Genomic DNA, 13,032 nt, shown 5'->3' with positions numbered 1-13,032 from the left:
GCCAAGGGGAGAGGGCGTTGCAGGGGGAAGTCCGCGTAGCGGAAATTCGGGTCGACATCATCGATCTGCCGGAAATGGCGCAGCATCGTCTCGCGACTATCGATCCATCGATAGCGATCGAGCGCGTCGATGGTGGCTTTGCGCTTCGTTCCGAGACGTCGACGCATGAGCGCATCGGGGATGCTTGGCTGTGCGTCATGACGAACGAACGCCTTCTTCAAGCGACTGCCGAAGCACGCCGCATCGTGTTGGCGGAACTCCTTTCATGACGTTCGCTCCAATTAGGGTCCGGCCAGCGAACGGAGAGGGAATGCTGCTCGTCGGTGATGCGGGCGATTTCGCGCTGGCCGAGCGGTCGATGGTCGAACGCCTGTGCGCCGACGCGCTGACGGACGATGATCGCGACGCCTTGAGCCGCGAGGGTCTTCTGATCGACGATGGCGATCCTCTGGGGCGGGTGGCACATGCCTACGGCGTCGCGGAACGGATAGGGCACGCCGGTGCCCTCGACTATCTGATCCTGGTTCCCACCCTCCGATGCAACCTCAGTTGCAGCTATTGTCAGGTCTCGCGTGTGGCGGAGCGCAGCACGGGCTTCGACTGGAACGAGGCGACGTTGGCTGCGGTCCTTCGCTTGATCGATGGCCTGGAGACCGAGCGGGTGAAGATCGAATTCCAGGGCGGTGAGCCGACCTTGAGGCCGGACCTGATCCGTGCAGTGATCGATCGATGCGAGCGGATTCCGATCCGGCAGTTCGTCATCTGCACCAATTTGCAGCGCATTGACGAGGAAGTGCTGGCACTCTTCGACCGGCCCGATGTCTTCATCAGCACTTCGCTGGACGGTGACGCCGCCACGCATGCCAGGCAACGGACCGTCGATGGAGCGACGACCGACGCATTTCTCGCCAATCTGCGTTTCGTGCTGGATCGGTACGGTCCGACCAAGGTTTCAGCGTTGCCCACGGTCGATCCCGCCCGCCTGCCGGACATGGACGGGCTGATCGACAGCTTTGCGGCCTACGGCATCGATGGAGTCTTCCTGAGGCCGATCAACTACCAGGGCTTCGCGCGCAAGCGTCATGCCGAGGTCCGGGAGCTGGACGCCGTCTGGCGTGATTATCACTCAGCCTTTGTCCGGCGGTTGATCGAGCGGAACTGGGAGGATCGAAGCCGGGTCCTCGAGGAGACCTATTTCAGCATATGCCTTCGGCGGGTGTTCCAACCGGGAGCCGACCGGCACGTTGATCTGCGTGATCCCAATCCCGTCGGGGTCGACTACGCCGTCGTCGATCACGATGGTCGGGTCTATCCCACTGACGAGGCGCGGATGCTGACGCGTTCCGGCGTGATCGACCTGGCGATCGGCGACGTCTTCGATGGTTGGGAGACCGAGGCCAGGGACCGTCTCAATGCGCACGCGACCAACCGTTTCGATCCGACCTGCATGGGTTGTGCATATCAGCCCTTCTGCGGACGCGATCTCGTCGACGATCTCTCGCGCTATGGGCGCATCGACTTGCCGCGCCACGAAACCGAGTTCTGTCGCAGGCAGCTCGCGATGTTCGACCTCGTCTTCGAGCTGATCTATTCCGCTAACCCCGCCGTCCGGTACTCGTTGGCACGCTGGCTCCGCTTGCCTGGCACGCCCGCCGAGTTCGGAGTGCGTCTGTCGTGATCCGCCTCACGCTCCCCGCGGCGTCAGACGCCGAAGCCCCCTATGTCGCTCGACTGAACACCGGCCGCGGCGGGGTGGAGGAAGCCGATGCGGCGCTCGTCGACGAGGATGCCGAAGGCGTGACGTATCTCGGACGTCACGGCGTATTGGCCATCGATGGTGCCTCGGCGACAGAGCTGGACGGCGACGTCGTCATCGTGGATCCGGTCGGAGGACGCGCGGAGCGGATCCTACGACGAGGATCGGGCCACAACACGCTGCTCGTGACTGAACGGTGTGACCAGCTGTGCCTGATGTGCTCTCAACCGCCGAAGAAGACGCACGTCGACCGGTTCGCACTCTTCGAGCAGGCCTGTCTTCTCGCCGAATCTGACAGCCTTATCGGCATCTCGGGGGGCGAACCGACACTCTACAAGGACGACCTCCTCGGCATGCTGGAACGCGTGCTGGCCGAGCGTCCGGACCTGGAGTTCCATGTTCTGACCAACGGCCAGTTCTTCGATGACGACGATGTCGCGCGCTTGCGGGATGAGCGGTACGCTCGCGTCAGTTGGGGCATTCCCATATACGCGGCCGACGCCGCGCTGCACGATCGTATCGTGGGCAAGGACGGCGCGTTCAGCAGGCTCGAGAAGAGCATGGCCGTGCTGGCACGAGCCGGCGCGCGCATCGAGCTGCGTACGGTGCTGGTTGCCGACAACGCGGACGCGCTGACCCGGCTGGCCAGGTACGTCGCCAAGCGGCTGCGGTTCATCGAGGTCTGGTCGATCATGCAGTTGGAGAACATCGGGTTCGCGCGTGCGCGATGGGCGTCGCTGTTCGTCGAGCATGCCCGAGACTTCGGTCCGATCGGCGACGCGATCGACCATGCCGCCCTTCACGGTATCCGCGCCCAGCTCTTCAACTTCCCCCGCTGCACCGTGCCGGAGCCCTGGCGGGATCTGGCACGCGCATCGATATCCGATTGGAAGCGCCGCTATGCGGACGCGTGTGCACCATGTCGCGAGCGGGACGCGTGCAGCGGGTTCTTCGAATGGCATCCCATTCAGCAGGCCGAGGACGGAGTAACACCGCTTTGAAACGCATCAGGTTCCTCATCCCCAGCCTTCTGGCCGCAGGGTTCGGCTACGGCGATCCGGCGCAGGCAATGTACGTCAGGACGACGTCGGGTCCGCGTGACGATCCTGACAGATCGTCGCTGCTGGACGTGTTCCGCCAAGATCATACGGTGATCCTGGCGGATCATAGAAGCCATCGCAGTCATTCCAGTCATTCAAGCCATCGATCCGGCTATGGCGGTGGTGGACACTACAGTCACACCAGTCACCGTTCGAGCACCGGGGGCAGTTACATCGGTGGCTCGGCCGCACCGGCGCGATCGATATACACGCCGCCGCCGGTTCGGTCGGAACCGATCGCCCCTCCGGCACCATCGCCCTTGTTCTCGCCTACCGAGCGGGCCGCCCCCGTCGAGGCTGAACCCAAGACACTATCGGGCAGGACTAAGCGGTTTGCCTCCATCGTCCGACGGGTACAGATCGCATTGATGGCACGGCAGCTCTACGATGGCGCCATTGATGGGGTTGTCGGTCCAAAGCTGAGGGCTGCGCTGCGCAAGTTTCAAGGGCAGCGCTCTCTCCCGGTGACAGGAACCATCACGCCACAGACACTGGATGCGTTGATGGTCTCAAGCGAATAGAGGCGGCGTCTTCGTCACTCTCTTGCATGACGCACTGGCAGGTGCTGGAAGTGTTGAAATAGAAGACATCTGCCCTGCTGGCACGTCATTCTAAGTGACGATGACGTACACGTCGCCTGATCGCTCGAGGGTCACGTCGGTCAGGGAACTACGTGTATCCGGAGGTCAAACGCTTCGCATTGTGTCGATGAATGACGTTGTAGTTAGAGTGCGCATGCTGGACTGGCTTCGTACGTTCTTCAGCCGCTAATTGACGATCCTACACACGGCATGAGGACGCATACACAGTGGTGGGAGCCGCGCCCGCAGACTTCTGCCACAGTAGCGCTAAAAGATTTTTCGAAGGCTGAACTTCAAGGAGCGACCAAGGGGTTCGAGGAAGCCAGGTTGGACGTTGAACGGTGTCGATCCGTTGTCGTCCCGCACGGCGGGCCTGCTGTTGAACAGATTATCGACGTTGAAGCCGATCCGTGCCCCCTTGAGCCAGCCCGGCGCGCTGGCGCCTCCGAACTGATCGGCGAGGTTCGCAAAAAGTTCGAGATCCATGCGGCCATAATCGGAGAACCGCAAATTCCCCGCCGCGCCGTCCGCCGTGGCGGCTAGGCCGCGCACATATGTCCCGCTCTGCCAAGTCGCCGTAATCCGCGCACCGAGTCCGCCTTTGAAGACGCCAGCCTGCGCCTGGACCTCGTGATGCGGCCGGCCACCGCGGTTGTCGATCGCAGACCCGTTGAGGAGGTCGAGTACCTGTGCACCCTCCCGGACGGTGATTTCGTCCCGGAAGCGCCATGTGTGATAGATGCTGAAGATCAAGCGGCTCGTCAGATTCTCTACACGCCGCGCTGCTGCGCTTCCGGCTTCTGGCCTGATAACCCTGGCGCCCGGCGGCAGTGCACCCTGCAGGCCCGCTTCGCCACCCCCTATCACCCGGACGTTCGCGTTCTGCAGCCCCGGGGGCACCGCTCCGAGCGGTCTTGTGAAGTTCAGGCCCCAGCGCATCTGATCCTGCGACGAACGTTCGAAGTTGAGCGGCCTGGTGTCGATCCGGAGCAACCTGCCGTCCGAGTCCCGGACGAACCGATCGGGAAGCGCCGCTTCGATGTCCGGCGTGACGATCGGAAAGACGGCGATCGGATCGTCAGTGCGTGTTCGGATATAGTTGATGCTGACGGTGAAGTCGGTCGCACGAAGTGGCTGGAGATTGAGCGCCAGCCTGGTGACATGACGATTGTCGGGGCGCAGCGCTGGATTTCCGCCGAATACGCGCGTCACATCGACCGCCTCGCGCCGCGTGAAATCCAGCGTGCGAACATTCGGCGTCACGACGAGCGGTGCGCCGAGTTGCTCGACCGTCGGCGCGCCGTCCTCGTCCGTCACCGATGCGATGAAACTGATCCCCCTGAGCGGCGACCAGTTAAGCCCATAGCCGAACGTTCGTAACATCCCGATGTCTGACAGGTCCTCGACTTCAAGATTGGCGTTGACGGAAAGGCTGCCGAGCCCATCCGCGCGTTTCGGCCGCGCACGGGTGATGGGAAGGTCGAGGCTCGCCTGCACGGCGGTCCGATCGCGCGAGAGCTTGGTCCGCCCGTCATTGCCCGACAGCGATGATCTGGCGCTGAAATCGCGAAACTCGACGCCACCCCGCACACTGAGCGACGCCGGGCCGGCCGGCAGCTTCAACGGGGAGCCGCTCACCAGCAGATCGGCGTTTGTGAAGGAATTGACCGAACGCGCCACGTCCCGCGTTCCCGCGATGCGGCCCGGATCGGTGAAGGTGTCCGCCGTTGCGCGATCGTAATTGCCGGTGAGGGTCCAGGACCATTGTCCAGCCGATCCGCTTGATACGGTGCCCAGATGGAAGACGCTTGCATCCGTGTCGCGGGTGAGGGGGCGGTCCCCGGCCAGACCGAAAAGGCTGCGGGTGTTGTTTGCCTGCAAGCGACCGTTGAGTGTCGACGACACGCCTTTCACGACGTTTCCGCTGACGGTGCCGGTCAGGGCGAACTGTTCGGTGCGGGGCAGCAGGGTTCGGAAACGCCCGTCGTCCACGATGCCGGGATCGCGCACGATGTCGCGCTGGCTTTCCAGCAACGCCGACGCGCGATTATATTCGCCGTTCAGATTGAACCGCGTGTCGTTCCTGATCCGAAGATAGGTTGCGTCGCCGCCCGAGGTGTCGCGCCCTCCGTCCGTCGACGTGGCGTGATCGATCTGGCCGACACCTGCGGCGTATCGCGCGAAGGTGACGACATTGACCACTTTCTGATCGGCCGGGAAGCCGTACCTCAGCGAAAGCTCCTCGGGAAAGATCTCCATCCTCTCGATCGCCTCGGTCGGGAACTTGGCGATCTCAAGGAAGCTGGAGATTCGCTTCCCGTTGAGCAGCACGACCGGGTCGCCATCCTCTCGCCCCCTGTCACTGCTGACCTGCGGTCGGATCGCTTCGAGGAGATCGCCGATGTTGTTTACCCCGAGCGCCCTTATGTCGAGCGGGCTGAACGATCGCTCCGGTGGAAGGCTGCCCAGTACCGATCCGCGTGCCCGCTGACCGGAAACAACTACGTCGCCGTCGGGGCCGTTCACCGCCTTTCGTTCGACGCTAGACTGTGGGGGCCGGGGCGGCGGGGTGGGGGCGGGTGGTAGAGGTTCCTTCCTCAGCTGCTCCATGACTTCGCGCTGGATTTCGGGTGACATCGCCCCGCCATCGGCACCGCGGAACTCGATCACGGGCTCGGAGCGTTCCGCTAGAGTTGCGCTTTCAGCCGGGACCGACTTGGATGACGAAGGAGTTGGTGGAGAAGATCCCTCCTGCGCCTCAGCGGGAAACGATGCCACGCTCGTGAGGAGTCCCGCAGCAAGGAGGCAGCGTCGCCGAGACGCGCCGCGCGGCAGACTGAATTGCATTACGCGTTGCTCAGGTGGCGAAGCATGTCGGGTGGCGCGGTCCATCATATTGTGCACGACGTTGGAGAGCGATCGCGACGTGCGGTCGAGAACGCGATCGCCATCGGGGTCTGCCAAACGGCGGCGCGACCTGTCGATCCGTTTCTGCTCATGAGACATGGTGATCTGTCAGCCGCCGTTCGGGCTACCAGTCGCAACGGCGTACCGGGCATCCGACTGGATCCAGCTGCGCAGATCGGCATCCAGGGCCCCGAGCGAGGCCGATCCGTTGCGCTGGCCGCTACGGGCCAGGACCCAAGCGTCCAGGCGCTCGCCCCTGCGGAAGGCATCTGCCAGTTTGGCGACGACGGCAGGCGATCCCGTTCGCGCTACGAGATAGTCATAGAAGGCGCGCGTCATGGCGTAGAAGCGAGGCGTGTCTGAAGAGGCGGCGAGTCTGATGCGGTATGCTGGGCCATCGGACGCGACGGCTGATGCCGGAGACTCTGTCAGTTCGGGATGGACCATGGTGAGGAAGCGATCCATGGGTATGAGCGACCCGCTCCTTGCAAGACGCGCAGCCTCGCGACGGCGCATCGCGGTCACGTCGGTGCCTTCGAAGGCGATGGCCGCCATCTCGTCGAGCCAGTCGGGCGCATCGCCTCCATATTGACCCTCCCTCGAACTCGGAACGAGGTGGCGAATGAAGAGATCATGCCCGATCTCGTGGCGCAAGGCGTGGCTCGGCGGGACAGGCCGGCCGCCTGGCGCGGTGTTCTCGAAGGCCCAGCTATAGATCGGTGATCCGTTGCTTGCGATGCTGACCCACCGCGCCTTCCCGTGCGATCGCGCCGTTATGCCGAAGCGCACATGCGGCAGGAGCAGCACGTCACGAGCGGCTGCCTGCGCCGCGCGACCCTCTCGGAGCGCGGTCTCGACAGCGGTTGCAGCCACCTCGACGTGACCGAACGATGCCTTCCTGATGACCATCGCGCCAGGCTGTGCGGCATGAGCCGGCGCGATTGACGGAGCCAGCGCGACCAGTGCGATAGCCACCCGCCCCAGGGTCATGGTCACGATTTCCGCGTCGCCGTGAATGGAAGGTTCTTGCCGAAGATCGCCACGTCGCCGGTCATGGCCTTGTTCGCCTTGTCGACCTCAAGGCGGAAGGCAACCGGCGGCTTTGCTTCGATGCCGAACCGCACCGTGTTTCCCGATACGGCCAAGGACTGCATCGGGACCCATTTGCCGCTTCTCGCCGACATGTATCGGCCCGACCAGCTGCCACCCTCATGCTTGAACTCAAAGGTCCACTCCGTGGAGGCGAAAGATCCCGCCCAAGTACCCTCCACCAAGCTGCCGGCATGATTTTGCGCCGCGACGGCCGACGCGGACCCCGCCAGGACGACCATGGCGGCCACAGGCGCGAGACACGACTTCGTGAACATGGGATGCTCCTCAGATGATCGCGCGCCGAACCATAATGCGTCGTCGATCGGAAAGGTGGAATGCGCCTGATGGAAGCAACCGGGACGATGGCGTTGCGCGCATCCGTCCCGGCGCCCGCTGATCCGCTGTCTAGCGGATCGGCTTAATAGTAACCGCCACCCAGGTCGGTGACCTCGTACACGTCATAGACGTGGCCACCGCTCTCGAAGGAGCCGATATATTCGACATAGGAGTGCTTGTTCTCGACTGCCGCAGGTGCGGCCTGCGCGGCAGCGAACGGCAGCACCGAAGAGAATACGAGGCTTGCAGCAAGTACAATACGCTTCATAATTTTTCTCCCGTGTCGGGATGCGTGGAAAGACATCTGTCACCGCCCGACATTGTGAAATCATCATGACGCAAGTATGACGTCAACGATAAAAATATCCGAATTGGAAATTATTACCCATGGTGTCACGTTGCGAGCAAAATGATCCATTTTGATTGCTTTTCATGTGATGATCTCGCTTTAAAGATGAGCGCGTAAGCAACCTGATTGATGCTCCTCCGACGTCCATGTGTTGTAGAAGAACTGTCGGAGAGCCAGCCGATTAGGTGCAGTTCGAGGGACGAGCCCCATTGATCACCGGTGACATGGCGTTCCGTGACCGTCAGCGGCGTGCGGTTACCAGGAACCGGCACATTGTCGTTCGAAAAGAGACTCGTGCCGTATCCTGTGGATTGATCGTGTTAACACTCTCCGGTTAGAGGGTGTCCGTTCGCCAGCAGGCGGACCGAGGCGTCAGAACCTCGCAACGACAGCCGATGCCCGGCCCGAATTCCATTCGGCCGGGGAGCGGGCGTGCATGTCCAGGGCTTCCTCGGAGGTCTAAAGACGCTCGCGCCTGTCTCGTTGCAGGTTCTGAATCCCCGGCTTTTGGGCCGGCACCGCCTCGTTAACAGGGGCGGTGCCGCCGGCTGGCAAGCCGATCGGCACCGACGCGAACGGGGACTCGCGCGTGGGTGAACTCATCGGATGCCGCAGCAGGCGGCTCGCCATCATCAGGAATTCGGCCTCCGTGACCACGGCCATGCTGCTCGCCGCTTGCGGTGGCGGTGGCGGCGTCAACTCGGCTGGCGGAGCTGCGCCGGCTCCCACCCCATCGGTGACGCCCACTCCGGTGCCCACACCCACGCCGACCTCGGCAGCGGATACGGCGGAGTACAGGGCATCGGGTGCCGTGGTCGGCATGAAGGCGGCCTATGCCTATGATCGGGGCATAACCGGCAAGGGCGTCACCATCGCGGTCATCGACACCGGCATCAACGTCGGCGAGGCCGAATTCAAGGGCCGCATCTCGGCGGACAGCAACTCGTTCGACCAGAAGATCGCCCGCTGCGGCACCTGCGACGCCGAGATCGTCCGCTACGACCTGAAGGACAACAACGGTCACGGCAGCGGTACCGCGTCGGTGGCTTTGGCGGCCCGCGACGCCAAAGGCATGCAGGGTGTGGCGCCGGAGGCGACCCTGCTCGCGCTCAAGATCGCGGGTCCGGACATGTCGAACGTCAGTCCGACGTCCGGCCCCGTTCCCGAGGGCGGCGGTCCGAACTCGGCGCTCATCGCTCCCGCGATCACTTACGCGGTCGAGAAGGGCGCGTTCGTCATCAGCATGAGCCTGAACGGCTTCGCAGGCGGCCAGATCGCCGTCGAACAGCGCAAGGCGATGGATATGGTGCGCACCAGCGACCGTCTGTTCGTCCAATCCGTCTCGAACGACGTCGGCCAGGACAGCTTCGCGGGTCAGGTCACCGAAAACATGGTCGGCACCGACATGACCAACAAGGATTGGTTCCTGTTCGGCATCCGCGTCGACCGGAACCTGCAGGCCCCCAGCGGCAACGGCACCCCCGGCGCACTGACGGATCGTACCCTCGCGGTCGTCGCATCGAACATCGACGTCGTGGGCAAGGACGGCTCCATCACGACCGTCACCGGCAACAGCTTCGCCGCGCCGGCGATCGCCGGTGCGGCGGCGCTACTCAAGCAATATTGGCCGCAGCTCGGCGGCAAGGCGATCAGTCGAATCCTGCTCGACACGGCCACCGATCTCGGCGCTCCGGGCGTCGACCAGCTATACGGAGTGGGGCTGCTCGACGTCGGGAAGGCGATGCAGGCGCAGGCGCCGGCCAGTTCCTTCGTCGCTGCGCAGACGGCGCTGGCGAAATTCTCCTCGGTGACCATGTCGGCACCGTTCGGCGGCACATCCGTGATCGGTCGCAGCGTCGGCGGCATGACCGTGTTCGACCGCTACGGCCGGGACTACCGGATGACGGCGGCGACCGGCGTCCGCACGCGCGGCACGGGGCTGCTGGCCGGCGGCATGCTAGCGCCGATCGACCCGCCGTGGCTGACGTCCGCCTCCACGGGCACCGACGCTCGTCTCGGCTTCACTTCCACCGTTCCGGACTATTGGCGACAGATCCGCCCGAACCGACCGGCGATGGTCTCGTTCTCGCCCGCCCCCGGCCAGTCGGTGACGTTGGGCGCGAACGTCGTCGTCGGCGGAAGCGGTGGCGTTGCCGGATCCCCGCTACGCGCGGTCGTCGCGGCCCCGGTCGGCATGTCCTCGGCCTGGTCCGGCAACGGCTGGTCCGCCGGATTCTCTTCCGGTTCGTCGCGCGACGGACTGGCATCGTTGCGCTCCGCCTCCTTCGCCATGCCGTCCGGCTTCGGCTTCGAACTTTCCCATCTTGCCGAACGCGGTCGCGTGCTGGGCATGAGCCAGGACGTCGGTGTTGGACAGCGTGGGGCGAGGACCACCATGGCCTCGCTTACGATGCGGCGCATGGTCGTCGGCATCCCCGTCTCCGCACGCGTCACCGCCGCCACCACCAAGGTGGAGGACGGATCGGACACGATGCGCTTCACCGGTCCGGTCATCGGCACCGCCTTCGCGGTCGAGGGTGCACACGGTCTGTTCGGCGGCACGGCGACGTTCGGCCTGTCCTCGCCGCTCCGCGTCGAACGCGCCCGCGTCATGATGCTGATGCCTGTCTCCTACGACCTCGTCTCCGGCACGCTGACGACCAGGACCGGGGCCGTCGATCTCACCCCGGACGCGCGGGAGCTGGACCTCGAGTTCGGATGGTCCCGTGCGCTGTCGCCGAACTCCTCGGTCCGGTTCGGCGTCGCCCATGCCTTCGATGCCGGACATGTCGCCGGTGCCGTCGACACCGCCGGCTTCGCGACCCTGACCATCCGCTGACCATACCCGATCGGAAAGGAAAACCACGTATGTCACCGATGAACCACACTCTCCCACCGCTCGTCGGCACGGTGGCGGCCGTGCTCGTGCTGTCCGCCTGCTCGGATACAAAGACGCCGAACGATGCGAACTTCCGCAAGGCGCTGGAACCGGTGGCGGGCGACATCTTCTGCCGCACGATCCCGATCCAGCGCATGAGCCTGAACGACGGCCTGACGCAGCCCTTTCCGATCATCGTGCCGGTCGCTCCCGTTGAGGGGGCCGACCCCGATGACGCCCGGAGCCGCACTTTGATCGAGGAGGCGGCACGCGACGGCCTGCTGACGCGCACCGAACTGAACGCACCGGCGAAGCGTGCCGACTTCACCCTGCCGCTGACCCGGCAGGCGCTGTTCAGCTACACGCCGACGGACCGGGGCAAGGCGTACTTCCGACCGGTCGAGGCGAAGACGTCGAGCGGCATGCGCGCGTTTCCGGGAGTCTGTGCCGCCAGGGGCGAGATCGTCGACGTGGTCCGCTGGACCGATCCGGCCGACGCCCTGGGTCGCACGGTGTCGCAGGTCACCTTCACCTATCGGGGTGTCGAACCGTTGCCGGCCCTGCCCGAGAACGTGCGCTCGAAGATCACTCAGCCCGAGGAACGGATCGTCACGCTCGTACGAACGAACGACGGCTGGGAGGCGCTGTGACGGACCGACGGGAAATGCCGACTGAGGATATCCCACGATGGTTCGGCACCGCCCGCGCCTCGGATGCTCGCCACGTCGCCGATCCCGCCGCCATCGTCTGCTCTGCCGCCCCGTTGATGCGCTGAAGCGCACCTCCTTCCGATCTTCATCCACCATCTTCCGAAAGAAGCACGCTATGATCCCCACCATCGCCGTCCTGCTCGCCGCTGCCATGCCGATGCCGCCGGTCGCGCCCATCAAGTCGGCGGCTACCGGTATGAGTCCGTTGAGGATGGACGTCGCGGGCGTCCGCCTGAGCATGCCGATTGAGCAGGTCCGGACCGCGCTCGCGTCCGCGAACTACACCTGCAAGCCGTTCGGCAACGAAGCCGACTTCGCCGCTCGCGTCGCCGCCGAAGTCAAGGACCGGACCCGTGCACGCGGTCCCGTTCCCTACACCACCGGCACGATGCAGTTCGATTGCCGTGGGCCGAATGGCGAGGGCCTGACGATCCACTTCGCTCAGGTGCAGTCGGGCTCCATCGTCGACGACTTCTCGCTCCGCATCGACGGCAGGACGGTGGATCTGCCGGCGTTGCGCAGGCAGCTGGCGGCCAAATTTGGACGTCCCATGGTGGGCACCGAGCTGCGGGGATCGTGGTGCGACGCGGGCTACCGCTGCGGCGAGAGCATCGTCTTCAGCGAGGGGCCGACGGTCATCATCGACACCTCGAACGCCGTCACGATCAACGCCGCCCGCGGCACCCGCGCCGAGAAGGCGGACGATGCCGCCGTCATGGCTGCGGCCGACCGGCTGGTGCCAAAGAAGACCGGCGCGGCGTTCTGAACGGAGGGAATATGCGTTTTAAGGCCCTGCTCATGACGATGGCATGCCTCGCTACGGCGGCAACGTCGATTGCCGCGAGAGTGAAGCGGAACGGACCGCTTCAAGCCACCACGATGCGCGATTGGCGTGCGGCGGGCATGGACGGGACCGGCTGCTACTGGTCGGCCCGACGGAACGGACCGGTCCTTTTCGCCGCCAACGGACGTAAAGGCATGACGCGAGTTGCCGGGCGCGTCGTCGTACTGGAACCCGCAACCCGCGCCCAAGAGCTTTTCCCTTTCACCTATGACGCTTGGAGGAGCCCCGGGCTAACCATCAGGGTTCTGGACACAGCCGTCGTCCGTACCATGGGTTACGAGACGGTGACCACGAACGCGACCCTAGTTGTCGATTTGCGGGGACGCATTACCCGCGCCAAGGGTTCGATGATTTGCGGTTCGTGAACAGGCATCTCCCTCCTCCAACGTTGTTGCGTTATGTGCAGCAGCGTCTTCGAACGTGCCCGACGCAACCATTCGCGTTGGTCAACCTCGCTTCAGTCCGGGCGTGTCGGTTCG

At 64.4% G+C, this 13,032-nt stretch carries 14 protein-coding genes; 9 read left to right on the top strand and 5 right to left on the bottom strand.

What is annotated here, in order from left to right; all coding sequences use genetic code 11:
- The first annotated feature begins 17 nt into the window (after positions 1-17).
- The 4 genes from ASF14_RS21790 to ASF14_RS22515 are packed head-to-tail and all read left to right on the top strand — an operon-like array spanning position 18 to position 3,377.
- Positions 18-269 carry a hypothetical protein gene (locus ASF14_RS21790; protein ID WP_168371487.1) on the top strand — a complete coding sequence of 84 codons (252 nt, stop codon included), beginning with the start codon at positions 18-20 and terminating at the stop codon, positions 267-269.
- Positions 266-1,678, top strand: coding sequence for a His-Xaa-Ser system radical SAM maturase HxsB (gene hxsB / locus ASF14_RS01345; protein ID WP_056430436.1), 1,413 nt, complete (start codon positions 266-268; stop codon positions 1,676-1,678). Before ASF14_RS21790 ends, hxsB begins: the two co-directional genes overlap by 4 nt.
- Complete coding sequence (gene hxsC / locus ASF14_RS01340) at positions 1,675-2,757, top strand: His-Xaa-Ser system radical SAM maturase HxsC (protein WP_056430433.1); 1,083 nt, start codon at positions 1,675-1,677, stop codon at positions 2,755-2,757. The genes hxsB and hxsC overlap by 4 nt, the downstream gene beginning before the upstream one ends.
- A complete protein-coding gene (locus tag ASF14_RS22515; protein ID WP_082442013.1) occupies positions 2,676-3,377 on the top strand; it encodes a peptidoglycan-binding protein in 702 nt (233 codons plus the stop codon). Before hxsC ends, ASF14_RS22515 begins: the two co-directional genes overlap by 82 nt.
- 327 nt (positions 3,378-3,704) lie before the next feature.
- Here the strand turns inward: ASF14_RS22515 and ASF14_RS01335 are convergent, their stop codons facing one another.
- The 5 genes from ASF14_RS01335 to ASF14_RS21785 all read right to left on the bottom strand — a co-directional run bounded on the left by ASF14_RS01335 (position 3,705) and on the right by ASF14_RS21785 (position 8,784).
- Positions 3,705-5,963, bottom strand: coding sequence for a TonB-dependent receptor (locus ASF14_RS01335; protein ID WP_168371485.1), 2,259 nt, complete (start codon positions 5,961-5,963; stop codon positions 3,705-3,707).
- A 489-nt stretch (positions 5,964-6,452) separates the two neighbouring features.
- Entirely contained in the window at positions 6,453-7,340 is an 888-nt protein-coding gene (locus ASF14_RS01330) for a hypothetical protein (RefSeq protein ID WP_156360975.1), read from the bottom strand.
- Positions 7,337-7,711: a hypothetical protein gene (locus tag ASF14_RS01325; RefSeq protein ID WP_056430425.1), complete on the bottom strand. Its 375-nt coding sequence runs from the start codon at positions 7,709-7,711 to the stop codon at positions 7,337-7,339. The genes ASF14_RS01330 and ASF14_RS01325 overlap by 4 nt, the downstream gene beginning before the upstream one ends.
- Positions 7,712-7,854: 143 nt before the next feature.
- Positions 7,855-8,040 (bottom strand): hypothetical protein, encoded by a 186-nt coding sequence (locus ASF14_RS21165; protein ID WP_156360973.1) that lies wholly within the window; start codon positions 8,038-8,040, stop codon positions 7,855-7,857.
- Between the two features lie 540 nt (positions 8,041-8,580).
- Positions 8,581-8,784, bottom strand: coding sequence for a hypothetical protein (locus ASF14_RS21785; protein WP_056430422.1), 204 nt, complete (start codon positions 8,782-8,784; stop codon positions 8,581-8,583).
- On the opposite strand from ASF14_RS21785, the gene ASF14_RS01315 reads away from it, so the two are divergent.
- The 5 genes from ASF14_RS01315 to ASF14_RS01300 are packed head-to-tail and all read left to right on the top strand — an operon-like array spanning position 8,771 to position 12,918.
- Positions 8,771-10,960 carry a S8 family serine peptidase gene (locus tag ASF14_RS01315; protein WP_236696885.1) on the top strand — a complete coding sequence of 730 codons (2,190 nt, stop codon included), beginning with the start codon at positions 8,771-8,773 and terminating at the stop codon, positions 10,958-10,960. The genes ASF14_RS21785 and ASF14_RS01315 overlap by 14 nt on opposite strands.
- Positions 10,961-10,998: 38 nt before the next feature.
- Positions 10,999-11,649 carry a hypothetical protein gene (locus ASF14_RS01310; protein ID WP_056430416.1) on the top strand — a complete coding sequence of 217 codons (651 nt, stop codon included), beginning with the start codon at positions 10,999-11,001 and terminating at the stop codon, positions 11,647-11,649.
- Positions 11,646-11,774 carry a hypothetical protein gene (locus ASF14_RS22400; protein ID WP_269083235.1) on the top strand — a complete coding sequence of 43 codons (129 nt, stop codon included), beginning with the start codon at positions 11,646-11,648 and terminating at the stop codon, positions 11,772-11,774. The genes ASF14_RS01310 and ASF14_RS22400 overlap by 4 nt, the downstream gene beginning before the upstream one ends.
- A 50-nt stretch (positions 11,775-11,824) precedes the next feature.
- Complete coding sequence (locus ASF14_RS01305) at positions 11,825-12,475, top strand: hypothetical protein (protein ID WP_056430414.1); 651 nt, start codon at positions 11,825-11,827, stop codon at positions 12,473-12,475.
- An 11-nt stretch (positions 12,476-12,486) separates the two neighbouring features.
- Positions 12,487-12,918 (top strand): hypothetical protein, encoded by a 432-nt coding sequence (locus ASF14_RS01300; RefSeq protein WP_056430410.1) that lies wholly within the window; start codon positions 12,487-12,489, stop codon positions 12,916-12,918.
- Positions 12,919-13,032 lie beyond the last annotated feature (114 nt).

The sequence above is a fragment of the Sphingomonas sp. Leaf257 genome (genome assembly GCF_001422185.1).
GTDB lineage: Bacteria > Pseudomonadota > Alphaproteobacteria > Sphingomonadales > Sphingomonadaceae > Sphingomonas > Sphingomonas yabuuchiae.
This window is presented reverse-complemented; position numbering and strand designations above follow the sequence as displayed.